The sequence below is a fragment of the uncultured Algimonas sp. genome (assembly GCF_947498175.1).
GTDB lineage: Bacteria > Pseudomonadota > Alphaproteobacteria > Caulobacterales > Maricaulaceae > Litorimonas.
In genome coordinates, this window is the sequence record NZ_CANMJB010000002.1 from 372414 (window position 1) to 394895 (window position 22482).

General features: G+C 63.0%; 25 protein-coding genes and 1 tRNA gene. 11 read left to right on the forward strand and 15 right to left on the reverse strand.

Annotated elements, in window-relative coordinates; translation table 11 throughout:
- Positions 1 to 11: 11 nt before the first annotated feature.
- Both Q0718_RS04285 and accD read right to left on the reverse strand, forming a co-directional pair.
- Positions 12 to 1328, reverse strand: a complete 1317-nt coding sequence (locus Q0718_RS04285) for a folylpolyglutamate synthase/dihydrofolate synthase family protein (protein WP_298913939.1) — start codon at positions 1326 to 1328, stop codon at positions 12 to 14.
- Positions 1325 to 2215 (reverse strand): acetyl-CoA carboxylase, carboxyltransferase subunit beta, encoded by an 891-nt coding sequence (gene accD, locus Q0718_RS04290; RefSeq protein ID WP_298913942.1) that lies wholly within the window; start codon positions 2213 to 2215, stop codon positions 1325 to 1327. The genes Q0718_RS04285 and accD overlap by 4 nt, the downstream gene beginning before the upstream one ends.
- A 124-nt stretch (positions 2216 to 2339) precedes the next feature.
- Here accD and Q0718_RS04295 point away from each other — a divergent pair, with 124 nt between their 5' ends.
- Together Q0718_RS04295 and Q0718_RS04300 are read left to right on the forward strand one after the other, a co-directional pair.
- The gene (locus Q0718_RS04295) at positions 2340 to 2879 is read left to right on the forward strand and encodes a DsbE family thiol:disulfide interchange protein (RefSeq protein ID WP_298913970.1); all 540 of its coding nucleotides are present in this window, start codon (positions 2340 to 2342) and stop codon (positions 2877 to 2879) included.
- A 12-nt stretch (positions 2880 to 2891) separates the two neighbouring features.
- A tRNA-Arg gene (locus tag Q0718_RS04300) sits at positions 2892 to 2968 on the forward strand.
- Between the two features lie 47 nt (positions 2969 to 3015).
- On the opposite strand, the gene Q0718_RS04305 is transcribed toward Q0718_RS04300, so the two are convergent.
- The 3 genes from Q0718_RS04305 to Q0718_RS04315 all read right to left on the reverse strand — a co-directional run bounded on the left by Q0718_RS04305 (position 3016) and on the right by Q0718_RS04315 (position 4893).
- The gene (locus Q0718_RS04305) at positions 3016 to 3795 is read right to left on the reverse strand and encodes a hypothetical protein (protein WP_298913973.1); all 780 of its coding nucleotides are present in this window, start codon (positions 3793 to 3795) and stop codon (positions 3016 to 3018) included.
- 94 nt (positions 3796 to 3889) lie between these two features.
- Positions 3890 to 4519 (reverse strand): substrate-binding domain-containing protein, encoded by a 630-nt coding sequence (locus Q0718_RS04310; RefSeq protein ID WP_298913976.1) that lies wholly within the window; start codon positions 4517 to 4519, stop codon positions 3890 to 3892.
- Positions 4477 to 4893: a hypothetical protein gene (locus Q0718_RS04315; RefSeq protein ID WP_298913979.1), complete on the reverse strand. Its 417-nt coding sequence runs from the start codon at positions 4891 to 4893 to the stop codon at positions 4477 to 4479. Before Q0718_RS04315 ends, Q0718_RS04310 begins: the two co-directional genes overlap by 43 nt.
- Before the next feature lie 238 nt (positions 4894 to 5131).
- On the opposite strand from Q0718_RS04315, the gene Q0718_RS04320 reads away from it, so the two are divergent.
- The 4 genes from Q0718_RS04320 (at position 5132) to Q0718_RS04335 (ending at position 7818) form a co-directional block, all read left to right on the forward strand.
- The gene (locus Q0718_RS04320; RefSeq protein ID WP_298913982.1) at positions 5132 to 5815 is read left to right on the forward strand and encodes a response regulator transcription factor; all 684 of its coding nucleotides are present in this window, start codon (positions 5132 to 5134) and stop codon (positions 5813 to 5815) included.
- On the forward strand, positions 5812 to 7158 hold the full coding sequence (locus Q0718_RS04325) for a HAMP domain-containing sensor histidine kinase (protein WP_298913985.1): 1347 nt from the start codon (positions 5812 to 5814) through the stop codon (positions 7156 to 7158). The genes Q0718_RS04320 and Q0718_RS04325 overlap by 4 nt, the downstream gene beginning before the upstream one ends.
- A gap of 112 nt (positions 7159 to 7270) precedes the next feature.
- Positions 7271 to 7420, forward strand: coding sequence for a hypothetical protein (locus Q0718_RS04330; RefSeq protein ID WP_298913988.1), 150 nt, complete (start codon positions 7271 to 7273; stop codon positions 7418 to 7420).
- An 11-nt stretch (positions 7421 to 7431) separates the two neighbouring features.
- Positions 7432 to 7818, forward strand: a complete 387-nt coding sequence (locus Q0718_RS04335; RefSeq protein ID WP_298913991.1) for a NirD/YgiW/YdeI family stress tolerance protein — start codon at positions 7432 to 7434, stop codon at positions 7816 to 7818.
- Here Q0718_RS04335 and Q0718_RS04340 read toward each other — a convergent pair.
- The 3 genes from Q0718_RS04340 to Q0718_RS04350 are packed head-to-tail and all read right to left on the reverse strand — an operon-like array spanning position 7809 to position 10181.
- The gene (locus Q0718_RS04340) at positions 7809 to 8255 is read right to left on the reverse strand and encodes a thioesterase family protein (RefSeq protein ID WP_298913994.1); all 447 of its coding nucleotides are present in this window, start codon (positions 8253 to 8255) and stop codon (positions 7809 to 7811) included. The two genes, Q0718_RS04335 and Q0718_RS04340, sit on opposite strands and share 10 nt — an antisense overlap.
- Positions 8252 to 9388 (reverse strand): iron-containing alcohol dehydrogenase, encoded by a 1137-nt coding sequence (locus Q0718_RS04345; RefSeq protein WP_298913997.1) that lies wholly within the window; start codon positions 9386 to 9388, stop codon positions 8252 to 8254. Before Q0718_RS04345 ends, Q0718_RS04340 begins: the two co-directional genes overlap by 4 nt.
- The gene (locus tag Q0718_RS04350) at positions 9381 to 10181 is read right to left on the reverse strand and encodes a TIGR03084 family metal-binding protein (protein WP_298913999.1); all 801 of its coding nucleotides are present in this window, start codon (positions 10179 to 10181) and stop codon (positions 9381 to 9383) included. The genes Q0718_RS04345 and Q0718_RS04350 overlap by 8 nt, the downstream gene beginning before the upstream one ends.
- A gap of 169 nt (positions 10182 to 10350) precedes the next feature.
- On the opposite strand from Q0718_RS04350, the gene recR reads away from it, so the two are divergent.
- A complete protein-coding gene (recR, locus tag Q0718_RS04355; RefSeq protein ID WP_298914002.1) occupies positions 10351 to 10971 on the forward strand; it encodes a recombination mediator RecR in 621 nt (206 codons plus the stop codon).
- Here recR and Q0718_RS04360 read toward each other — a convergent pair.
- Together Q0718_RS04360 and rmuC are read right to left on the reverse strand one after the other, a co-directional pair.
- A complete protein-coding gene (locus Q0718_RS04360) occupies positions 10968 to 11312 on the reverse strand; it encodes a hypothetical protein (protein ID WP_298914005.1) in 345 nt (114 codons plus the stop codon). The two genes, recR and Q0718_RS04360, sit on opposite strands and share 4 nt — an antisense overlap.
- Positions 11309 to 12430, reverse strand: a complete 1122-nt coding sequence (gene rmuC, locus Q0718_RS04365; protein WP_298914009.1) for a DNA recombination protein RmuC — start codon at positions 12428 to 12430, stop codon at positions 11309 to 11311. Before rmuC ends, Q0718_RS04360 begins: the two co-directional genes overlap by 4 nt.
- Positions 12431 to 12645: 215 nt before the next feature.
- On the opposite strand from rmuC, the gene Q0718_RS04370 reads away from it, so the two are divergent.
- The 3 genes from Q0718_RS04370 to Q0718_RS04380 are packed head-to-tail and all read left to right on the forward strand — an operon-like array spanning position 12646 to position 16806.
- Positions 12646 to 14235 (forward strand): alkaline phosphatase, encoded by a 1590-nt coding sequence (locus Q0718_RS04370; protein WP_298914012.1) that lies wholly within the window; start codon positions 12646 to 12648, stop codon positions 14233 to 14235.
- Positions 14236 to 14246: 11 nt separating this feature from the next.
- On the forward strand, positions 14247 to 16064 hold the full coding sequence (locus tag Q0718_RS04375) for an alkaline phosphatase (RefSeq protein WP_298914014.1): 1818 nt from the start codon (positions 14247 to 14249) through the stop codon (positions 16062 to 16064).
- Between the two features lie 19 nt (positions 16065 to 16083).
- Positions 16084 to 16806, forward strand: a complete 723-nt coding sequence (locus tag Q0718_RS04380; RefSeq protein WP_298914017.1) for a hypothetical protein — start codon at positions 16084 to 16086, stop codon at positions 16804 to 16806.
- A 3-nt stretch (positions 16807 to 16809) separates the two neighbouring features.
- Here the strand turns inward: Q0718_RS04380 and Q0718_RS04385 are convergent, their stop codons facing one another.
- Together Q0718_RS04385 and ctrA are read right to left on the reverse strand one after the other, a co-directional pair.
- The gene (locus tag Q0718_RS04385; RefSeq protein ID WP_298914019.1) at positions 16810 to 17616 is read right to left on the reverse strand and encodes a DUF4349 domain-containing protein; all 807 of its coding nucleotides are present in this window, start codon (positions 17614 to 17616) and stop codon (positions 16810 to 16812) included.
- Between the two features lie 271 nt (positions 17617 to 17887).
- Complete coding sequence (gene ctrA / locus Q0718_RS04390; RefSeq protein ID WP_284370134.1) at positions 17888 to 18583, reverse strand: response regulator transcription factor CtrA; 696 nt, start codon at positions 18581 to 18583, stop codon at positions 17888 to 17890.
- A 309-nt stretch (positions 18584 to 18892) separates the two neighbouring features.
- On the opposite strand from ctrA, the gene Q0718_RS04395 reads away from it, so the two are divergent.
- Positions 18893 to 19264, forward strand: a complete 372-nt coding sequence (locus Q0718_RS04395) for a flagellar export protein FliJ (RefSeq protein WP_298914030.1) — start codon at positions 18893 to 18895, stop codon at positions 19262 to 19264.
- Positions 19265 to 19279: 15 nt separating this feature from the next.
- Here Q0718_RS04395 and phoB read toward each other — a convergent pair whose 3' ends face one another.
- From phoB to Q0718_RS04410, 3 genes are all read right to left on the reverse strand, one after another.
- Positions 19280 to 19969, reverse strand: a complete 690-nt coding sequence (gene phoB, locus Q0718_RS04400; RefSeq protein WP_298914032.1) for a phosphate regulon transcriptional regulator PhoB — start codon at positions 19967 to 19969, stop codon at positions 19280 to 19282.
- A gap of 37 nt (positions 19970 to 20006) precedes the next feature.
- Entirely contained in the window at positions 20007 to 20711 is a 705-nt protein-coding gene (phoU, locus tag Q0718_RS04405; protein WP_298914035.1) for a phosphate signaling complex protein PhoU, read from the reverse strand.
- Positions 20712 to 20804: 93 nt separating this feature from the next.
- Entirely contained in the window at positions 20805 to 22226 is a 1422-nt protein-coding gene (locus tag Q0718_RS04410; RefSeq protein ID WP_298914038.1) for a histidine kinase dimerization/phospho-acceptor domain-containing protein, read from the reverse strand.
- Between the last annotated feature and the right edge of the window lie 256 nt (positions 22227 to 22482).

Consider the following 22482-nt stretch of genomic DNA (forward strand, 5'->3'; position numbering starts at 1 on the left):
TCAGATGTCGATCATTTCACATTCGCCGCGAGCACTTCGCCCGCCAAATATAGTGAACCGCAAATCAAAATACGCGGTGGCACCGTGGGTTGCTCCGCCGTATGGCGCGACAAGGCCTCGCCCATATTGACGGCCTTCTGCATGGCGTCCGTCAGATTGTCCGCGGCGACAGCGGCCAGACCGCGGATGTCCGCCAACTCCATCAATACGTCCGGCGACAGGCTGGCGTGATCCGCGATGTCGATGGCGACGAGCCCGGCCGCCAGACCTTGAAAATAGTCCAGAAACGCACCGGCGTTCTTATTGGCCAGAATGCCCATGACGAGAATGAGCGGTCGCGGCGCCCGGGCTTCCAGGCTGGCCATATGGGCCGACAATGCCTGCGCGGCATGAGGGTTGTGACCGCCGTCGAGCCAGACTTCGGCTCCAGCCTCGCCTGCAAGGTCCACGAGCGGGCCGTTCCGCAAAGGCTGCATCCGTGCGGGCCAGACTGCGCGTTCGAGACCGGACGATATGGCGTCCGGCGACAGCCCCAGCCGGCGGGCGACCGCCACGGCCAGCCCGGCATTGAGGATCTGGTGTTCACCCGCCAGCGCGGGCAGGGACAGATCGAGCAATTCGGTCCCGGTTTCGAACACCAACCGCCCTTGCTGGCGATAGGCGCGGAAGTCGCGGCCCCAGCGGTGCAGCGGTGCTCCCACCTTCGTGGCTTGCCCGTCCAGAACCGCATCGGCGGCCTCCTGTTGCGGGGCGGCGAAGACCGGGACGGCAGGCTTGATGATGCCCGCTTTCTCACGCGCGATCCCGGCGAGTTCCCGGCCCAGGAATTCTGCGTGATCATAGTCGATCGGCGTTATGGCGCACACATCCGGCTCGAACACGTTCGTGGCGTCGTAGCGTCCGCCCAATCCGACTTCGATGATTGCATAGTCCGCCTCAGTTTCGGAAAACGCCAGGAAAGCCGCCGCCGTCGTCGCTTCGAAAAAGGACAAAGGACGGCCCGCATTGGCGTCCCGCACGCGGTTCAGCACGTCGATCAGCGCTGCATCGTCGATCTCCCGGCTCGCCAGCACAATGCGTTCGTTGAAACGCACGAGGTGAGGAGAGGTATAGACATGGACGCGGGCCCCGGCTGCTTCCAGCATGGCGCGGAGCAATGCGACCGTCGATCCCTTGCCGTTCGTTCCGGCGACATGGACGCTTGTCGGCAGCCTGTCCTGGGGCCGCCCGAGCGCGTCGAGGACGCGTTCGATCCGCGACAGGCCCAGGTCGATCTTGCGGGGATGAAGGCGCCGGAGTTCCTCCAACGCAGTTTCGATGTCGCTCACGCCGGGACGGGCGCGGGGGCAGGGGTGTCGGGGATGGCATGATCCGTCTGCATCAGAACGGATAGCAGACGCGCCAGCGTCTCGCGCAGATCCGCGCGCGGCACGACTTTGTCGACCATGCCCTTTTCTTCGAGATATTCCGCGCGCTGGAATCCTTCGGGCAGCTTTTCGCGGATCGTCTCCTCGATCACGCGGGGACCGGCGAAGCCGATCATGGCGCCGGGTTCGGCCAGATGGACGTCGCCCAGCATGGCGTAGCTGGCCGTAACGCCGCCCGTCGTCGGGTCGCACAGCACGACGATATAGGGCAGGCCCGCTTCGCGCAGGCGCTGAACGGCGATGGTCGTGCGCGGCATTTGCATCAGGCTCAGCGCGCCTTCCTGCATGCGGGCCCCTCCGGCAGCGGTGAAGGCGATCAGGGGCAAGCCCTTCTGCACGGCGACTTCGGCGGCCGCGACGAAGCCTTCGCCCGCCGCCATGCCGAGCGAACCGCCCATGAAGGCGAAATTCTGGACCAGGACCGTCGCTTCGACGCCGTGGATCCGGCCGACGCCGATGCTCATCGCGTCGTCGTTTCCGGTCTTGGCGCGCGCTTTTTTCAACCGGTCCGTATATTTCTGGTCGTCCTTAAACTTCAGCGGGTCGGTCGCGACGCCGGGCGTCGGGAACGTCTCGTAGGCCCCGTCGTCGAACGTGTAGGCGAAGCGCAGCTCCGGACCGATGCGCATGTGATGCCCGGCCGGGGTGACATGCAGCAGGCCCGGCAGATCGGCGGTGAAGATCATCTCCCCGCTCTTGGGGCACTTCATCCAAAGATTATCGGGCGTGTCCCGCTTGGTGAAGATGGATTTGACGCCGGGCGGCGTAAGCTTGGTGAGCCAGTTCATGCCAGCGCTTATGGTCCGCTTCGCCGGACCGGGCAAGACGGTGTGGCGGTTATCGGTGCCCGCCCGGTCTTGCGCCCCGGTCCGGATCGCCTAAACCGGGCCCATGCCCGGATTGTTGAAAGGTATGATACCGCTCCTCGTTTTCGCCGGACTCGGCGTCTTTTTCGCGATCGGCCTGACCCGCGACCCGACCATTCTGCCCTCGGAACTGATCGACCGGCCCTTGCCGGATTTCGAGATCGAAACGCTCTCGGGGAATATCGTCACGACGGACGACCTGTTGGGCGAGGTGGCCTTGGTGAACGTGTTCGGATCCTGGTGCGTGGCGTGTCTGACCGAGCATCCCTTGTTCATGGAACTCGCCGCGCGGCCGGATGTGCGCATGATCGGGGTGAACTGGCGCGACACGCGCGAGAAGGCGGAACGATGGCTGCGCCGTCATGGCGATCCCTACGACCTGATCCTTTTCGATCCCGATTCGCACCTGGCGATCGATCTGGGCGTGACCGGCGCGCCCGAAACCTTCGTCATCGATGCGGCAGGGCGGATCCGCTACAAGCATACAGGCGTGGTGACGCAGCAAGTCTGGGAAGACCGTCTGGAACCGCTGATGCACGATCTGCGTGCCGAAACTCCTAGCCGTGCGCGTCCATCGCCGTTATAGCGCGGCTCACCGGCACCTGTAGCTCAGCTGGATAGAGCGCTGCCCTCCGAAGGCAGAGGTCACAGGTTCGAATCCTGTCAGGTGCGCCATTTCTTACATGAACGCCGGACTCAGCTTCCAGCGCCGGGCTCCGGCTTCAGGCGGACGTGGCGGTCTTCACGTCGCTTCTGTCCAGCCCGCTCGGCGGTGACGTGAAGCGCGACTTGCCGGCCTTGCGGGCCTGCTGCTCGACTTCGGCCCACTCGGCGACCTGGTCGTAGGTGCCGATGGTCTTCGGCTCATAGGTTCCGGCGCGAAGGCGCGGAATGACTTCCGCCTCTCCGCGTTCGTCGGACCGCCACAGGATCGACAAGGCGGGAACCTCCAATTCGACCACATGAGGCGCGGCGTCGCGCAAGTCGGCGCGGCGCATGGCGAACCAGGCGGCGGTGTTGCGGTCCAGCGACCAGGACAGGTCCAGCCGCCCTTCCTCCCACGGCGAGGCGAGGCCACGCCAGATGGTGACGGTTTCGCCCAGATCGGTCTGGCGCGGAAAGTCCGCGGCGATCAGCAGGCAGCGCAACGGATCGTCGCCCCAGACCATGCGTTGGGCTTCCATCTTCGCAATCCGGGCCGCCAGCGCTTCGGGCGCGCTGTCATGGTTCAGATCGAAACGGTCATAGACGAAAGCGGGTTTGTGGGCATAGGTCATGCGCCAAGCATCGCGCAGCAGCGCGGGCCTGTGCGGATCTTCCAGGAACAGCTCCAGCGCGGCATCGGCCCGCGGCCCTTCGGCCAGCTTGAGCATATGCGTCAGCGCATTGACTTCGTTCCAGTCGGAAACGGGCGGAAAGAAAGTCGTGTTCAACAAGGGGGAGGTCCGGGGTTTCTGGTCAGTACGGCAATCGCGAATGCCGTCATGTGCGGATTTCAGCACATGAAGTCAAAGCTCATCCTGCCCTAACGCTTATCAACCCGTTTACGATGCAAGAAGTGCGGGGATTCGTTCAGGTTTCTGTGAGCGGGCCTCTTCAATCCCCGCGATCGCGCTGTCCGTCTCCCATATCGCTGAAACCGGCAGCCGGATAGACGACCGGCGAATTGAGCATCAGGAAGTCGTTGAAGGCTTCGACAAGCGAGGGGTTTGCGGCGGGTCTGACCGTTTTAGAGATTCGGATTTCCGTCCCGAAGCTTTCCGCTTCCGGCACGGCGACGTGGCGCAGCCGCTCCGGCCAGCGATCGGCGTAGAAGGCCGCCAAATGGGTGAAGACGATCCCGACGGGCGCGATGTCATTCATCACCGCATGGGGGATGTCGCGATGCTGAATGGCGATACGGCCTGGAAAATCCGAAACTTCTCGCGCTTGCAATCTTTCGGTCCGTGCGCGGCCGATCAAGCTTTTCAGCGTTTTCAGATATTGCGCACGGGCGCCGCGTTCGCGCGGGGTCGCCATCACGTATTGCAGATCCGATGCGGCAAAGGTTTCGAGACTGTCGATCTCATCGCCGACGCCGCGACGCACCAACAGGCCGAGGCCTTTGTGACGGGCGAAAACCTCGCCCGGACCGCTGGCGATACCGGCTTCGCGCAACCGGTCCATTGGTCCGGCGCCGAGCATCAGCAGATCGGGATAGACGGCACTGTCAGGACCGACGGGCAAGACGGCGTTGCCGAAGCGAAAGCCCCACCCCGTTCCAGACCGGCGACGATCATGACCTGGGGCAGAGTGACGACAAGGATGTCTTCCGCCGTCACGTCGCACAGTCCCGTATCGGCGCAGTGGGCGGGAAACGCCTCCAGCAACAACGGCAGCAAAACCGGATAGTGGTTGCCTTCGGTGAAGATGGTCAGCGCTGCGCTGCCGTCGACCGGGCCGACGATGTCCGGGACCGCATTGGTCAGCCCGTCATTGCGGTCCAGTCCCGCATCGACGCGCAAGACGCCGGTGTCCGGTCCGTATGCGGGCCAGGAAAGCGACCCGGGCGTTGCCCGGTCGTACGATGTCGTGCAGCTCGCCAAGGCAAAGCTGGCCATCCCAACCGCCATGATTCGCGTCCAGGCCTTCATCAAAGCGAACGCGACATGTTGCGTGCGATGTCCGGGCAAAGGCGAATTTGCACGACCAATGCATCGGTTTCCATATCGCAACTCCATCGCATGGCGGTTCCGCTCTACCAGACAAGATTGCCTTGGCGGATGAATTTTCTGCGATCATATCCATCCGTTGCAAGTCGGCGTTCCCATGATCGGTCAGGGGCGCTATTCACGCCGGATGCGCCTTCTGCTTGTCGAAGACCATGCCTCGCTGGCCGATGCCATGAGCCGCGCCTTGCAACGGGCGGGATTCGCCGTCGACCATGCCGCCAACGTTGAGGCAGCCCAAGACTTCGCGGCCGTCGCCGATTACGACCTCATCCTGATGGATCTCGGTCTTCCGGACGGAGACGGGCTTGACCTCCTTGGCGAGATACGCCGCGACCATGACTGGCCGGCGATCATTCTGACGGCGCGCGATGCCTTGCCGGACAGGCTGGCGGGACTGGACGGCGGGGCAGACGACTATATCGTCAAACCGGTGGACATGCTCGAACTCGTCGCGCGTTGCCGGGCCGTCATGCGCCGTCCGGGCGGGCGTCTCGGCACCGTCCTGGAAACCGCCGGGCTGACGCTCGACACGACGCAGAGGCGGGTCGCTCATGCGGGCCGGACGATCGCATTGGGCCGGCGCGATATCGGTGTTCTGGAGCAACTCATGCGCCGCAAAGGCCAGGTCGTGCCGCGCGCCGTCCTTGAAGATGCCGTCTATGCGCTCGACGACGCGGTCACGCCCAATGCGCTCGAAGCCGCGGTCTCGCGCATCCGCAAAGGGCTGTCGGAAGCCGGATGCGCGGCGAACATCCACACGGTGCGCGGCGTCGGATGGCTGTTGGACGACACTGCGGATGCATCCGGATGAGGCGTAACGGGCTGCCCATGGCGCGATTGCTGACGCGCCGTCTCGCCTGGATCGCGCTTGCAGTCCTGCTCGCCAATCTGGTCCTGATCTGGGCCTATTACGGGTCCGACCCGGAAACGTTGCAAGACCATGTGGTCGAGACGCGAATGTCCGACATGGAAGCGGCGCTGACGGGCTCGAGTGCGCCGGACTACCGGATCGGTGACGACGCGCGCGATCTGTTCGAAGCGCATCCGGGCGCCTACGGTTTCGTCCTGGCCGGGCCGGACGGAACGCCGCTCGATGCGATGAATGCCGAACTCGTTCCGCCGGCCGCCCTGACCAGCGGTCGCTTTGCCGACGACTGGATCGTGCGCGACCCTCAGGACAAGCCGCCGCGCTTGCTGGCCTCGCATGCCGTCGGTCCGGCGGATGCGGGCTTGCGGCTCGTCTTCGCGGCGCGGGGCGATCCGGCCAATCTGCTAGGGCGGGCCGTGGTCGAGGAATTCGTCAGCCATATCGCCGTGCCGCTCATCCCGGCGATCCTGCTCTTGCTCGGAATCAACGCGCTGATGGTGCATCGCAGCCTGATGCCGGTCGGTCGGGCGGCCGACTGGGCGCGCAGACTTCGCCCGGGCGCGCGCCGCACTTCGTCGCCGCCTGAGACCGGTCTGCGCGAAATCGACGACCTTCTGGACGCGACGCGGCGTGCGCTCGATAGTCTGACGGCGGCCCTGTCGTCGGAAACGCGCCGCGCGGCCGAAGCGGCCCACGCCTTGCGCACCCCGTTGGCGGCCCTGGTGGCGCGTTTGGACGACCTGCCCGACGGCGAGGCGTCTCGCGCCTTGCGAAAGGACATGGCGCAATTGTCGCGCACCGTGCGTCAGATCCTGGACTCCGCCAAGGCGGACATGATCGCCATCGAACCGGACAGCCATGTCGATCTGAAAGCCGTGGCCATGTCCGTCGTCTCCGCCTTGGCTCCGGTCGCGATCCGTTCGGGCGCGGAATTGGAGCTGGATCAAGACCGGTCCGTTCCCGGCATCCGGGGCAATAGGGATGCCGTGATTCTCGCCCTGACGAACCTGGTCGAAAACGCCATCATTCACGCAGGCGGACGGATCACGGTGAAAGTCGGCCCAGGCCCGCAACTCAGCGTGCATGACCGCGGGCCGGGTTTGCCGAACGGCGATCCGGGGATTTTGTTCGAGGCCTTTCGCCAAGGTCCGGACGCACCCGCCACGGGCGCGGGTTTGGGCCTGTCCATCGCGCAACGGGTCCAACGGGCCCATGATGGCCGGCTAGCCGCGCGCAATCATCCGGATGGCGGAGCGGAATTCAGCCTGATCTACGGCGAAAACTGATTTTTTCATCTCGTCAGCGTTCCGTCAGCTTGGCTCGCTACGAAGAGACATACACCGCTCATGCGTGGATGTGCCCATCGCCGCGCCGGAGCCTTTTAAAAGGAGAAATGTGATGGATGTGACTGAAACCAAGACCACGAACGAGGATCACCGTCCGCTCAGTCAATGGCTGAGGGACGAGATCAAGCTGACCGTGCCGCGTTACGGCCTTGTCGGTGCGGCGTTTGTCGCAGCGGCGCTATTGCTCGTTGCGATCGATTAGGAGGACGGACAATGACGATCAGATTAGCCATTCCGGTGCTGTTCATTGCCGCATTCGCTCTGCCGGCCTGTGCCCAGACCGCGTCCGTTTCGGAGCCGCATAGTGTCGTGAAGACCCCGTCGGGCGAAACCGTGACGCCGATCCGCAGCGTTCAACGCGGGACGTCCGTCGTGTTGCAAGGCACGGTGGACCGCATTCTCGACGAGGATGAATTCCGCCTGCGCGACGATAGCGGGCACATCAAGGTCTATGTCGGGCCGAACCTTGTCCCGGCCCAGACCGGCGACCGGGTAACGGTGCGCGGCCTTGTCGATGACGATAACCGGCGCGAGGTCTATGCCCGCGAAATGGTTCTGAGCGATGGATCGACCGTGGTTTTCGATCGCCGCTACGAGTAGCCGCCACCGCGCATGAGCGTTTGCAGGGCGCGGCGCATCCGGTCCGGAATGGGGACGGGGCGCCGTGCTTCCGCGTTCACATAAACATGAACGAAATGGCCGCGCGCCGCCGTGGTGTCGTTCTCGCCGAACAGGCCGATCTCATAGCGTACAGAGCTCGTCCCGACATGGCCGACGCGCAGACCCGCCGTCACGGCGTGAGGAAAGGCGAGAGGTGCGAAATAATGACAGCCCGTCTCGACGACGAGGCCGATCGTGTCGCTTTCGCCTAGGTTGAGAAGGTCGGTGTCGATTAGCCAACGGTTCACGACCGTGTCGAACAAAGCGTAATAAACGGCATTGTTGACATGGCCGTAAATGTCGTTGTCATTCCAGCGCGTCGGCAGAGCGTGCTGGTGCGGGTAGTCGGCGCGGCTGTCGGGGGCGAGGCGGCTCATGCGATCGACTTGTAAATCTTCACGATGTCGTCGCGCGTCATCTCGCGCGGATTGTTGCGCAAGACACGGTCTTTCAGGACGGCGTCGTCGGCCATCATGGGGATGGCGTCTTCGGCGATATCCACGTCGCGCAGGCGGCGCTGGACGCGGGTTTCGTCCTGCAGGCGCAGGATTTCGTCGATCAGCGCGGTTGGAGTTTCGCCGACGCCGAGGTCGGCTGCGATTTCGCCGTACCATCGCCTGGCGCGGTCCTCCTGTGCATTGAATTTCATCACTTCGACCATGACGAGCGAATTCGACAGGCCATGGGGTACGTGAAAGAAACCGCCCAGCGGGTAGGCGAGTCCGTGGACGGCTCCGACGGGTGCGTTGCTGAACGCTTGCCCGGCCAACATGGCCCCGATCAGCATGTCGTTTCGGGCGTCCACATCGTCCGGCGTGTTGACCGCTCTGCCGATGGCGCGTGTCAGCTTACGCAGCGCGGACAGGCCGAGCGCGTCGCTGATCGGGTTCTTGCGGTGGACGGAGGTGTAGGCTTCGATGGCGTGCACCATCGCGTCGATGCCGGTCGCCGCCGTGATGTGGCCCGGCAAGCCGAGCGTCAGATCGGCGTCCAGCAATACCCGGTCGGCATAGAGCGGATCGGACACGACCGCATTCTTGCTGCCCTTGCCCGTCGTGATGATGGCGACGTTGGTGACCTCGCTGCCCGTGCCGGAAGTCGTCGGGACCAACAGCAGCGGCAGGCGCGAGCCCTGCGCCACGTCCACACCATATATGTCGTGCAAGGCGATGTCGTGATCGGCCAGGAATGCGATGACCTTGGCCGTGTCCATGGGCGAACCGCCACCGAAGCCGATGACCAGGCTCGCCCCGAATTGCTTTACCGTTTCCACGCCGCGCATGACGATGTCTTCGGGCGGGTCGGCGACGACATCGTCAAAAACCATCAGTTCGTATCCCGCATCCCGCAGAGCAGCGAGGCCAGCATCCATCAGTCCGAGCGCGCGCACGCCCTGGTCGGTAATAATGGCAATGCGCTTGTTGCGCGGCAGGCCTTTCACGTGAGCATCGAGCCGCGCAGTGCCGCCCGGTTCGATGCGGATGTCGGAAACGGTTCTGAAGCTATGCATCGACTTTCCTCCGCAGGCCGATGGCGGGCGGCGTTTCGGGCGGCCCGGCGAAACATTGCGCAAGACGCATCCATTGCTGCGCCGTCTTTCCGGTCATCTGCAAATCCACATCCGCGTCGCCGATATTGCGGCACTGTGTCACGACCTGGCAGAAATCCTCCGCCGGTCCCTCGATGCGATTATCGGTTTGCGGCGCGTTCCATTCCCAGACCGCGCCGCTGGGAGCGACGAGCCGGACATAAGGTTTGGGGCGAGGGGACTCCAGCCCGTTGACCTTGAACGACCAGCTGTAGGTCGTCACGCCGATGTGGGCGACATTCTTCAACCGGTCCGTATTGAGGCGGGCCACGCCGAGCCGGTCGTAGATGGCCTGGGCATGCGCCCAATGTTCCATCTGTCGCGCGATGACGCAGGACCGGGCCGACATATCCGGGCCGAACCATTTCAGCCGCGCCTCAGGGTCGGATTGGGCGAAGCGCTGCGCCGTACCGGGATAGAAGTCCCGCCAAGCCTTGTAAGTCTGCGCGGGTGGCGTGCTGCCAAACCAGGACCGCTGCAGCGCCCTGTGCCCCTGGTCCATACCGGGCAGGATCCTCTGGCAGAAAGCCGCGAAGGCCTCGGCGCCCTTCAGGGCTTCGTCGGCAGCGATGTTGAAGAGGTGCAGATGCTCTACGATCTCGCCGACGGTCCATCCCTTAAAGGCCGTGGGTTGGCCGAAATTCCGAGGCGTCAGATCGGACAGCAATGTGTCGATCGCGTCGCATTCGTCCTGGAAATCGTGGGCGGCTCGCATGGTATCTGTTTGACGGGCCCTTGGATGCGGGTCAATCGGAGCAGGCTGCGCATCGGACATGTGCGGTGCGCCGTACCGTCCGGATGGTTGAAACAGGCGGTGCAATCCCCACATCCGTGGTACGGCAGGCCGGGATCCGCCCGCCGGATCTTCTTTGCAAAGGTGGCACATGGCCGGTCCTTCCGTATCGCCTGAAATCGACCGCCTGATCACGCTGTTGGCGCGGCTTCCGGGGTTGGGTCCGCGGTCCGCGCGACGCGCCGCCTTGCATCTGCTCAAGGCGCCCGACCGGTTGATGACGCCCTTGGCCAGTGCGATGAACACGGCTGCCGAACGCATTGCCACCTGTTCGGTCTGCGGCAATGTCGATGCGACCGACCCGTGCAATATCTGCCGTGCGCCCGGACGGGACAGAACGTCCATTTGCGTCGTGCAGGACGTGTCCGATCTTTGGGCAATGGAGCGGGCGGGGGCTTTTCGCGGGACCTACCATGTGCTGGGCGGAACGCTGTCAGCGTTGGACGGAATCCGCCCTGAAGACCTCAACATCGCGTCGCTGATCGGCCGGGTCGCCAACTCGCGAGAGCAGGAGACCGGAGTCGAGGAAGTGATCCTGGCCATGAACGCGACGGTCGATGGTCAGACCACGGCGCATTACATCACCGAACATCTGGAAAAGACCGGCGTGAAAGTGACGCGGCTCGCGCATGGCGTGCCGATCGGCGGCGAGCTCGACTATCTGGACGACGGCACCATCGCCGCCGCCATGAAGAGCCGACGTCTGCTCTAGACTTCCTCGAGCACGCTCGTGCCCCGCCGGCCCTTGCCGGAACCGGTTGTCCATTCCCAACGTTCATGCAGCCGGATCCGGCCCGAAGGCAGGACTTCGGGGCGGCTTTCGCATCGACCGGACCGTAGCGCGCCGGACTTGGTCATATGGTGATAGAGGAAATCGAGGCAGCCATCCGCTTCGACGCGGCCTAACAACGATCCATATTCCACATCGCCGCCGCTGTAAGTGCCGATCAGGATCTGGTCGCGTTGGTCGTAGCGAAACACGGTGTCGCCACCGACATCGCCGTCGCCTTCGGTGCGGACGGCTCTGAACAGACGCTCGCCGTAATGGATCATGCCAGCGATCCGGCCGGATGCGGCGGCTCGACCGCGCTTACGTCATCTTCATCCATGTCCAGCTGATCGATCCGGTCGGCGCGCCGCGTGATCTTGCCTGTGCTGATGCGCGCTTGCCGCATCATTTCCGCGCTGCCTTCGTGATGGGACTGCAGTTTGGCGATGCGCTCATCCAGACGCCTGACATCCTCGCCGATCTTGCCGACCTCGTCAAGAATGACCGTGGCCTGTTCGCGCATGGCCGCATCGCGCAGAACGGCTTTCATCGTGTGCAACGTGGCCATGAAGGTCGTGGGCGACACGATCATGACCCGTGCCGTGAAACCGCGTTCCACCACTTTGGGAAAGCGGCCGTGCAGCTCGGCATAGATGGCCTCGGACGGCAGGAACATGAGCGCGACTTCGTGGGTTTCGCCGGGCAGCAGGTATTTTCCGGCGATGTCGCGGATATGGCGCAGGCAGTCGGCGGCGAACTGACGCCGGGCAAGATCGTTTCCCAGACTTTCTTCCGTCTCCGCAAAGCGGCGCCATGCCTCCAGCGGAAACTTGCTGTCCACGGCGACGTCCAAATGATCCCCGGGTAGATGGATCAGCGCATCCACGCGCCCGCCATTGGAAAGCGTATGCTGGAAACTGTAGCTGCTGGGCGGCAGGAACTGTTCGATCAGGGACTGCATCTGCGTCTCGCCGAACGCCCCGCGCGCCTGCTTGTTGGACAGCACGGCCTGCAAGGATGAAACCTCGCCTGCCAGCTCGCGGATATTGGTCTGCGCGCGGTCGATGACCTCCAGCCGCGTGTCGAGCTTCTTCAAATTTTCGGTCGAGCGGTCGGACTGTTCCGACAGGCTTCGCCCCAGCCGCTCCGTCATAGCGGACAGGCGTTCGTCCAGGCTCTTTTGGAAGAGGTCGCCCCGCGTGGCCTGTTCCTCGGATAATTGTGCAATCCGCCCCTGCAGCTCAGCCTGCTGTCCGCGCATCGCCATAAGCTCAGCTTGCGCCGAAGGGTCCCGGCGCCGCAGTAGAAAGCCCGAAACAATCCCGACCAGTAGGACGAGCAACCCCATGACGAGTTCGAGAACCGTCAGTTCGGCGCCGGCAAATGTCAGAACAGGTTCCATCTTTGTTCTGGTGCCACGTGTCGTGCGGAAAGGAAAGCCGCAAGGGTCCGTGATTGTGTAACGGTTATGACAGGACCGCCATGAAAGCGTGATAAAAGCGAATCCCAACCATCTTCGAACCTTCGGCGAGCTGTCATCCCGCTGCGAACGAAGTGTCAAACTGGACGGTTAACACCCGTTCACGATCGGCAGAATCGTCACTGAAGGGAAGTCACATGTCACGTCTTGTCTATGCGGCTAGCGCGATCGCGCTGTTGACCGCCGCGGAATCGTTCGCCCAGAGCGCGGTCCTTCCGGCGAACCAGACCGGTAGCGGCTGGTACACCGATGCGCGCGCCAAAGTCGATGCGAAGGCCGCGCAGATGTCCGCCTTCCAGCCCGAACGCGCGCGCAACGTCATCCTGTTCGTCGGCGACGGCATGGGCATTTCGACCCAGACGGCCGCGCGCATCCGGCAGGGCCAGCTCGCCGGTCAACCGGGCGAAGAAGGGCTGCTGTCTTTCGAAGGCTGGCCGAACACGGCGCTGGTCAAGACCTACAACGTCAATGCCCAGACGCCTGACAGCGCCGGGACGATGACGGCGATGATGAGCGGTCTGAAGACCGATGTCGGCGTGATCGGCGTCGATGCCGACGTGGAACGCGGCGACTGTGCCAGCGCCAAGGGCAATGAAGTCGTGACGGCTCTGGAACTGGCGGAAATCCGCGGCATGAGTACGGGCATCGTGTCAACGGCGCGCATCACCCACGCCACGCCGGCGGCGACCTATGCCAAGTCGCCCGACCGCAATTGGGAAGATGTGTCCGACATGTCCGATGAAGCCGTCGCTGCAGGCTGCATCGACATCGCGACACAGCTTGTCGAATTCGAAACATGGCTGGAGAAACGCTATCCCGGCATCGATGTGGACGGGATCGAAGTCGCCATGGGCGGTGGTCGGCGTCACTTCCTGCCCAAGGAGGCTTCCGCCAATTCGCCGGACGCGCGCAGCGAAGTCGAAGGCGACCGGACGGATGGCCGCAACCTCACGACCGAATGGGCGGAGCGCTATGCGGATGGGGTCTACATTTTCGACAAGGCCGGTTTCGACGCGCTGCCTGCGGATGCCGGACGGGTTCTCGGCCTGTTCAACGAAAGCCACATGCAATATGCGGCCGATATCGCCAACGATGTGTCGGGCGAGCCGTCCATCGTCGACATGACGATCAAGGCCATCGACATTCTGGACGACGATCCGGACGGGTTCTTCTTGATGGTGGAGTCCGGCCGCATCGATCACGCCCATCATGCCGGCAACGCCGCCGGTGCCTTGTCCGACACGATCGCGTTCGCCGACGCCATCGAGGCCGCCGTGAACGCGACCGATCCAGCGGAAACGCTGATTCTTGTCACGGCCGACCATGGCCATGTCATGACGATCGGCGGCTATCCCAAACGGGGCAATCCGATTCTCGGCAAGATCGTGCTGGTCGGACAAACCGACCCGGCGACAGCGGAAGACGGGCTGCCCGTGACGACATTGCTCTACAATAACGGTCGAGGCTTCCGCGACCTGGGGGCGAATACGAACTCCGACGCGTCCTACGGCCTGCCGGTCGATGCGGGACGCAAGGATCTGGCCGCGATCGACACGACGACACCGGGTTACCACCAGGAAGCGCTCGTGCCGCTATCGTCCGAAACCCATTCCGCCGAAGACATAGGCCTGTTCGCAACCGGTCCCGGATCGCAACTGGCACAAGGCACGGTCGAACAATCCGTGGTCTTCCACATCATGAACGAAGCCCTCGGGCTGGTCGAGTAGGGAGCGTGATCATGAGAAAATTGCTGATAACGACGGTTCTGGCGTCTGCCGCGACCCTCGCGGGTTGCGACGGCGACGACGGTGCTCCCGGCACGCCTGGCGCCGACGGTGCGCCGGGGCAGGTCAGCCTGGTGCGTCAGGACGCACTGACTGTCGGCGATGCGAATTGCCCCAATGGTGGCACGGCGATCAATTCTGGAATCGACACGGATAGTGATGGCGCTCTGGCTGACTCCGAAGTTACCGCGACGAATTTCAACTGCCGTCCCGGCCGTACTGTGCTGACATCCGCGGAACTGAACGCGTCATTATCGAACAGCTATTTTTCAGGCGGTCGGAAAACGGTTGCCGCGACCCGCGCCGCCGTCGATGCGCGCGCCGGATCCAACCGCCGGGCCAAGAATGTGATCCTGTTCGTCGGGGACGGGATGGGAATTTCAACCGTGACGGCGGCCCGCATCCTGGACGGCCAGGACAAGGGCATGCCGGGCGAGGAAAACCAATTGTCTTTCGGCCGCTTTCCTTTCACCGGCCTGGCCAAGACCTATAATGTTGATGCCCAGACGCCCGACAGCGCCGGGACGATGACAGCCATGGTGACCGGCGTGAAGACCGATGTCGGCACGATCGGGTATGACGAGGATGTCGTGCGCGGAACCTGCGAAGCCACGCAGGCCAATGAGCTCGTCACGGCGCTGGAGCTGGCCGAACTAGCGGGCATGAGCACGGGCATCGTGTCCACGGCGCGAATCACCCACGCCACACCGGCGGCAACGTACGCCAAGGCGGCGAACCGGAATTGGGAGGATATTTCGGACATGCCGGCAGCGGCCGTCACGGCGGGATGCAAGGACATAGCCGATCAGCTCGTCAGTTTCGAAGCCAATCTGGAATCGAAATTCCCCGGGCGCGACGTCGACGGGATCGAGGTCGTCATGGGCGGCGGACGCCGTCACTTCCTGCCGCGCGACGCGGCCGCCAACTCGCCGGACGCCCGCAGTTCCGTCGAAGGCGACAGGACGGACGGCCGCAATCTGGTGACGGAATGGCAAGCGGCCTACCCGGCCGGTGAATATGTGTTCGATCAGGCAGGTTTCGATGCGCTGAACGTCGAGACGGCGGACAAGATTTTCGCGCTCTTCAACGAAAGCCATATGCAATACGAGATCGACCGGGCCAACGACGTACGCGGCGAGCCGAGTATCGCCGAAATGACGGCGGCGGCGATCCAGCGGCTCGACAACGACCCTGACGGTTTCTTCCTTAGCGTGGAATCAGGACGCATCGACCACTCCCACCATGCGGGCAACGCCCACGGCGCGTTGCGCGACACGATCGCCTTCTCCGAGGCGATCCAGCGAGCCGTCGATCTGGTCGATCTGAACGAGACGTTGATCATCGTGACGGCCGACCATGGCCACGTCATGACGCTTGGCGGATATCCCAAGCGCGGCAATCCGATCTTGGGAAAGGTCGTGCGAGTCGGCAAGACGGACGCGCATCTGGCCGCCGACGACCTACCGCATACGACCGTGACCTATTCCAACGGTCGGGGTTTCCGCGATCTGGGCAACAACACCAATCCGGACGCGTCCTATGGTTTGCCGATCGACACGGGCCGAAAGGACCTGACATCGGTCAACACGCTGGCGCCGGGCTTTCATCAGGAAGCGCTCGTGCCGACGGGATCCGAGACCCATTCCGGCGAAGATGTCGGGGTTTACGCGACCGGTCCGGGTGCAGAGTTGGTTGCCGGAACGCAGGAGCAGAACGCCATCTTTCACGTGATGGACCGGGCCGCAAACCTGGTAACGCGGGCGGGCGGCTAAACGCTAGCCGACAAGACGAATGCACGAATTTTCTCCCCTCATGAAATCCAACCTGTCCGCAGTCTTCGCAGTTCTGATCCTGACGGCATGTAGCGAAGCTGACAGCCCGGCGGCGGTCGGCAATGCTCCTTTCGTGCTGCCCGCGTCCGTCGGTGTGCCGTCCGTCTGTCCGGACGACAGGGCGTTTCTGCATGCCCGCTACCGGATCGCCGCAGGCGGGGAGACCCGCATGCTCGATCTCTACCGCCGCGCGAACGAAGTCCTGCATGTAGGGCGCGAACCTGATCTGGCCGAATATTGGCGGCGTTTGCCGAATGACCGCATCGTGCACACGCGTTTCTTCGACGATTACGGACGCGGCATCGAATATGAGCCCTCGGATCTGCTCAGTGTCACAGGCGCGCAGAACTGGGCGGCTCTGTCGGGACTCGCGCCCGTTCGTCCCGACGCGGAAGCATCGGGCGAAGGGTGCACTGCCTTGGCCGACCGTCATACGGTATTCGGCCGGATCGCCTATCTGACGGAACTCGACCTCATGGCCTACCGCCGGACATACGGGGCAACCATCAGCCTTGTCGCGCTGGATTTCGACAGGGATGCCATCGATGCGGCATTTCGGGAACGGGACGATTACCCGCTCGTCGATTTCGCGGATGTGGGCGATATGGAGAATGACGACGAATTGGCCAGGATGATGGCCAAGTCATTCATGGAGCGCAGGGATCACGGCCACGCTCATTGACGGTCAATCCGGCTTTGCCGAACGTTCCAGGCGCCGCCATCGCCGCAAGAGCCATCGCAGCAGTAGCAACCCCGGCAGGATCACGAAGACCAACCAGGGCAGGGCGACCGCGATAAATCCGATCACGGCAGCCAATCCTTGCGACACTGTGCGCACGAAGTTGCGCAAGGAATCGCCGATGGGCGAGACGGCCGATGTCGAGACGGCGCGCTTACGGCTTTCATAGCGCAGATCGAGCACGGACATGGAAACGCGCTGGCGCAGCGTCTTGAGCAACGCCGTCGCGCTTTCGATCTGGGCTTGCACTCGAGCCAGCTCGCGTTCGACCGCGAGCAGGTCTTGCAGCTCGCCGTCGCGCGTTTCCAGCAGGGTGAGCAACCGTTTGCGCAAGGCCGTCTGTGCTTTTAGACGCGCATCGGCATCGACTATCTGCCGGGTCAGGTCCTCGGCGGATACGGAAGAGCTTGAGATGCGACCATCGGAGGCTTGCACGGACTCTTCCAGACCGTTTCGAAACGCATCCAGCCAGCCCGGCGCGGCGCGCAGGGACAGGAAGGCGCTAGAATAATCTTCCGAACTGTCTTGCGACGATGCGTTGAGCACCTGGCAGGTCGCCGGTCCTGTATCGAGGCAGCGCTGCATGTGCGCGCGCATGGCGGGTTCCACGGCCGGCGCGGGCAAGGTAACGCCGTACGTATAGCGATAGGCAAGCATGGAGGCCGAGCTATCGATCTCCCCGCCGCCTATTTCGTCAACCTGCCGCCGCCCGCGCTTCACGCTTCGAACATCGCTGGCTTCTAGATCATACATGATTGCCGCAGGTGGCGGCGCGGGACTGTCTGACTCCACATTCAATCTGCCATCGCCGCCGCTGCACGCGGCAAGGCATATCAGGGCCGGAAACAGGATAATGATCGAGGTCGTTCGCATGGGGCGGCCTTGCCTGGGTGTGTCTGAACCTTCACTAAACGGCTATCGCCGTTCCGACCAGTCAAGCCCCGTTAGGGAAACCCTTGAGCGCGCAATGAAAAAACCCTGCCAAACGGCAGGGTCTTCGTGTCGTGATGTGGCGACGATGGATTTACGCGCTCATCTTGTCCTTGGCCGGATCGCGCAGCACGTAGCCGCGGCCCCAGACGGTTTCGATATAATGCTCGCCTTGCGTCGCGGCGGCGAGTTTCTTGCGCAGCTTGCAGATGAACACGTCGATGATCTTGAGTTCGGGTTCGTCCATGCCGCCGTAAAGGTGGTTGAGGAACATCTCCTTGGTCAGGGTCGTGCCCTTGCGCAAACTGAGCAGCTCCAGCATCTGGTATTCCTTGCCGGTCAGGTGAACGCGGTGATCGCCGACTTCGACGGTCTTGGCGTCGAGGTTCACCTTGATGTCGCCCGTGGTGATGATGGACTGGCTGTGCCCTTTGGAGCGGCGGACGACGGCGTGGATGCGGGCCACGAGTTCGTCCTTGTGGAAGGGCTTGGTCATGTAGTCGTCGGCGCCGGTGCCGAGGCCGCGGACCTTGGTTTCGATGTCGTTGGTGCCTGACAGGATGAAGATCGGCGTCTGGACCTTGGCGAGGCGAAGTGTCTTGAGCACTTCGAAACCCGGCATGTCAGGCAGGTTCAGGTCGAGCAGGATGATATCGTAGTCGTAGAGCTTGCCGAGATCGACCCCCTCTTCGCCGAGGTCGGTGGTATAGACGTTAAAGCCCTCGGACTTCAGCATCAATTCGATGCCTTGGGCCGTCGCCATGTCGTCTTCGATTAGAAGAACCCGCATTGTGTACCCTCCCAGGCAATTCACTTAACCCGACTGCCTTTGAGGCTCATGGTTAATGGAGCTTCATCGCTAATGGAAACGGGTAAACCGGAAGTTAACGCCACTTATCCCTTCTCATGCAGCATAATCCGAACCGCTTCCGGGACGATTCAGTCCCGCTGCAGTCCTCCTAACGCAATCCAAACGTGCGAGCCCGTGCGTTCGAAACGCTTAACCCTGTTCCTTCACGCGACCGAAAGCCTGCTTGTGTATCTGACGATCAAACGCGTCCCGGCAAGGGACGGAAAAAAGTGGGTAATGGAGTGAGACATGTCACAGGCGTCTGAAAAACAGATCCAGCGCACGCGGTTCCGCGTGGGGGAATTGCAAAAGCGCATCGCGGTTCTGGAAGCCACGCGCGAAGACCTCGAGCGGCAGATCCGAAAATTGGCGGACAGCGTGCCGGAGGACCGCGTCGATGCGAGCGAACACCGCGAAGGGTATGTCGCCTACGGCAGCTACGCGCAGTCCGTCATCTCGCGCAAAGACAATTTGCGGCGTTCGCTGGACGATATCGTGTCGCAGACATCGGACATCGCCGTCGAGCTTCGCAACGAACTGGATTCACTCGACAGCTATGAGCGCATACGCGCCCGCCGGTTGGCGCAACAGGCCGAGCGCCGTCAGAAACGCGCCAGCTGACACGCGAGGAACGCTTCAGTCGACCGCTTCGAAAGCGTAGCCCGCGCTTCGCACCGTGCGGATCGGATCGGGCTTGCCCGTTTTCTTGAGCGCCTTGCGCAGCCGCCCGATATGGACATCAACGGTGCGCGCTTCGACATAGACGTCCCGGCCCCAGACGGCGTCGAGCAGTTGCTCGCGCGAGAATACGCGGCCGGGATGGCGCGCGAAATGGTCGAGAAGCCGGAATTCCGTCGGGCCCAGATGGATGGATTCGCCGTCGCGTTTGACCCGGAAGGCCTGGCTGTCCACCTCGATATCTCCGACCCGGATGATGTCTTCCAGCAAGCTCGGCTTGGCGCGGCGCATCAGCGCGCGAGTGCGGGCGAACAGTTCCGGCATCGAAAACGGCTTGATCATGTAGTCGTCGGCGCCGAAATCGAGACCGGTGATCCGGTCCGTTTCGTCGCCGCGCGCCGTCAGCATGATGACGGGCGTCTTGGACGTTTCCTTGCGACGGCGCAGGCGGCGGCAGACCTCCACACCCGAAAGCTTGGGCAGCATCCAGTCAAGGACGATCAGATCGGGCGTGCGTTCCGAAGCGAGCAATAGCGCTTCCTCCCCGTCCATGGCCAAGGCGGTGTCGTAGCCTTCCTTGCCGAAATTATATTCCAGCAAAGTGGCCAGCGCGTCCTCGTCCTCGACGATCAGTACAAATGGCTTCATGGCGATTACTCTCGGCTAGGCTTGTCGATGGGCGCCGTCACGCGGGCTTGTGAAGGGCGGGTCTGACCGTGTCGTCCTCGATCAGCTGGCGCCCGTGACGGGTGAAATAGATGACCTCGCAGACGTTGGAGGTGTGATCGCCGATCCGTTCCAGGTTCTTGGCGGCGAAGAGCAGCGCGGTCGATGCGTTGATGCGGTTGGGATGGCCGGCCATTTCGTTCAGCAAGCCACGCAGGATGACATTGTACATCGCATCGACGTCGCGGTCGGCCATCCAGATCTGGAGCGCCGCCTGCGTATCGTCCTTCAGGAAGGCGTTCAACGCGGCGGAAAGCTGCGTCTTGACCTGCCGGCCCATGCGCTGGACGCCGTCGGCCATGTCGAGCCGGGTTTCATCGTTCAGATTGATCGCGCGTTTGGCAATGCCTTCCGCCAGATCGCCGATGCGTTCGAGATCCGTTGCGACACGGATCGCCCCGATGGTGCGGCGCAAGTCGGTCGCCATGGGGTTGCGCAGCGCAAGGATGCGCATTGCGTCGCCATCGATCTTGGCCTGCAATCGGTTGGCCGACACGTCGCGTTCGATGACGGAGCGCGCGAGGCCGTCATCGCGACGGCCCAAGGAGCGGACGGCATCCGCCACCATGCTCTCCGCCAAGCTGCCCAGATCGGACAGGCTGGTGGCCAGCTCGTTCAGATCGCTGTCATAGCCACTGACGATATGGTCTGCCATGCTGTTCATTCGGACGGATCCTTTCGGCGCGTCCTGCCGGTACCGCGATTCGCGTGCCAGCCTATGGTCCTCGCCTGTGACAGCCCTGTGACTGTCGCGTGACTATCGTGTTTCGCTTGTCGCAATCGACTGCGGTTCGGGTGTCGCGGTTTCTGACGGGGCCTCTTCGCTCTCCTGATAGATGATGCAGAATTCGGTTCCGGCGCCGTCTTGCGTGCGGACGTAAAGTCCGGCCCGGTGGCGCCGGGCGATGTGTTTGACGATGGCAAGACCCAACCCCGTGCCTTTTTCCTTGGACGATAGGTCGCCGGCGACGCGGTAGAACCGCTCCCCGATCCTAGGCAGGTGGGCGCGGGAAAAGCCCGGCCCCTCGTCCGATATCGTGATCGTGTAGAGCGGCAGGGGACGTGTCGGCGCCGTATTGATCGTCCGGGTCAGGGCCGTGTCCGGGAGCCGGCCGTCGGCGAACGGAATGCCTGGCTGCCATTGTTCGAAGCGTGACAGAACGATATGGACGATCGAACCCTTTGGCGACAGCTTGGTCGCATTCTCGATCAGGTTGAGGCAGAGCTGAATCGTTTCGTCCTGGTGACCCGGCACGATGGCGCGTTTTTTCTTCTTGTATTTCAGTTTCACGCCGCGCCTTTCGGCCAGGGGAGCGACCGATTCGATGGCAGCGCGGACCGACAGGTCCAGATCCGCGGTTTCGGATGGCGGAATGTGTTCTTCTTGTTCGATCCGGCGCAAGGACAGCAAATCCTGGATCAGGCGCTGCATCCGCTCCGCCTGCTGCGCCATGATGGCGAGGAAGCGCTCCTGCGCGTCCGGATCGTCCTTGGCATGGCCGCGCAAGGTCTCGATGTAACCGAGCATAGACGCCATCGGCGTCTTCAACTCATGGCTGGCATTGGCCAGGAAATCGGCGCGCCGCTGGTTGCCCAGCACCAGTTCCGTTACATCGTTCATCACGACCAGCACGATCGTTCGGCCCGACCCGTCCTCGACCGGCGTCACGGCCGAAAAAAGCAGGGAAATGTAGCTTTCCGTCGGCACTTCGCGGTGCACCATCAGCGGCTCGGGCGTATAACCCGCCAGCGCCCGGGCCAGGCGGTCCGTGATTCCGGCGTCGCGGACATAGACGCTCAAGGGGCGGCCCAGCGTTTCGATATCGACAAGCTCACGCGCCAATGGGTTGGCATGGATGACGCGCCCGTCCCGGTCCAGAACGGCGATCGCTTGCGGCAGGGCATCCGTCAGCGTGACGGCGAACTGCGCACCGGAGAGAAATTCGTTCTGCGCATCCTGCCGGTCGGGTCGCGACGACCGGATCGCCCGGCTCAGCTTGATGAAGAGAAGAACGGCCAACCAGAAACCGGCGAGTGCCGCGAGTCCGGCCAAGACCGGCACCCGGGCGAGCGCGCCCAAACCCGCGATCGCCACGATCGCGAAAACCGACATGATAACGACATCGGACTCGCGTAACGCATCGCGTCTTTCGTCTTCGGTCGCATCCGCTCCGGCCATGGATCCTTTGTGGCCGAAACGGCTCAGAGCGTCCAGCGCAGGATCGAAACGGCTCGTTGACGATGGCCGTCATACACAAAGGCTTGATCAAGATGACCAAATGCCCACTCGTAATTGTTGCGGGCCGGTTTAACCTGAACCAAGAGGGATCCAGAACGAATTATCGTTTTTCGATAATATTTCATTGACTCGCGGAAAGTAATTCGCTCTACAGGTGCCGGTCCGTCACCTACGGCATGCGGAGCGGGCCTAAGGT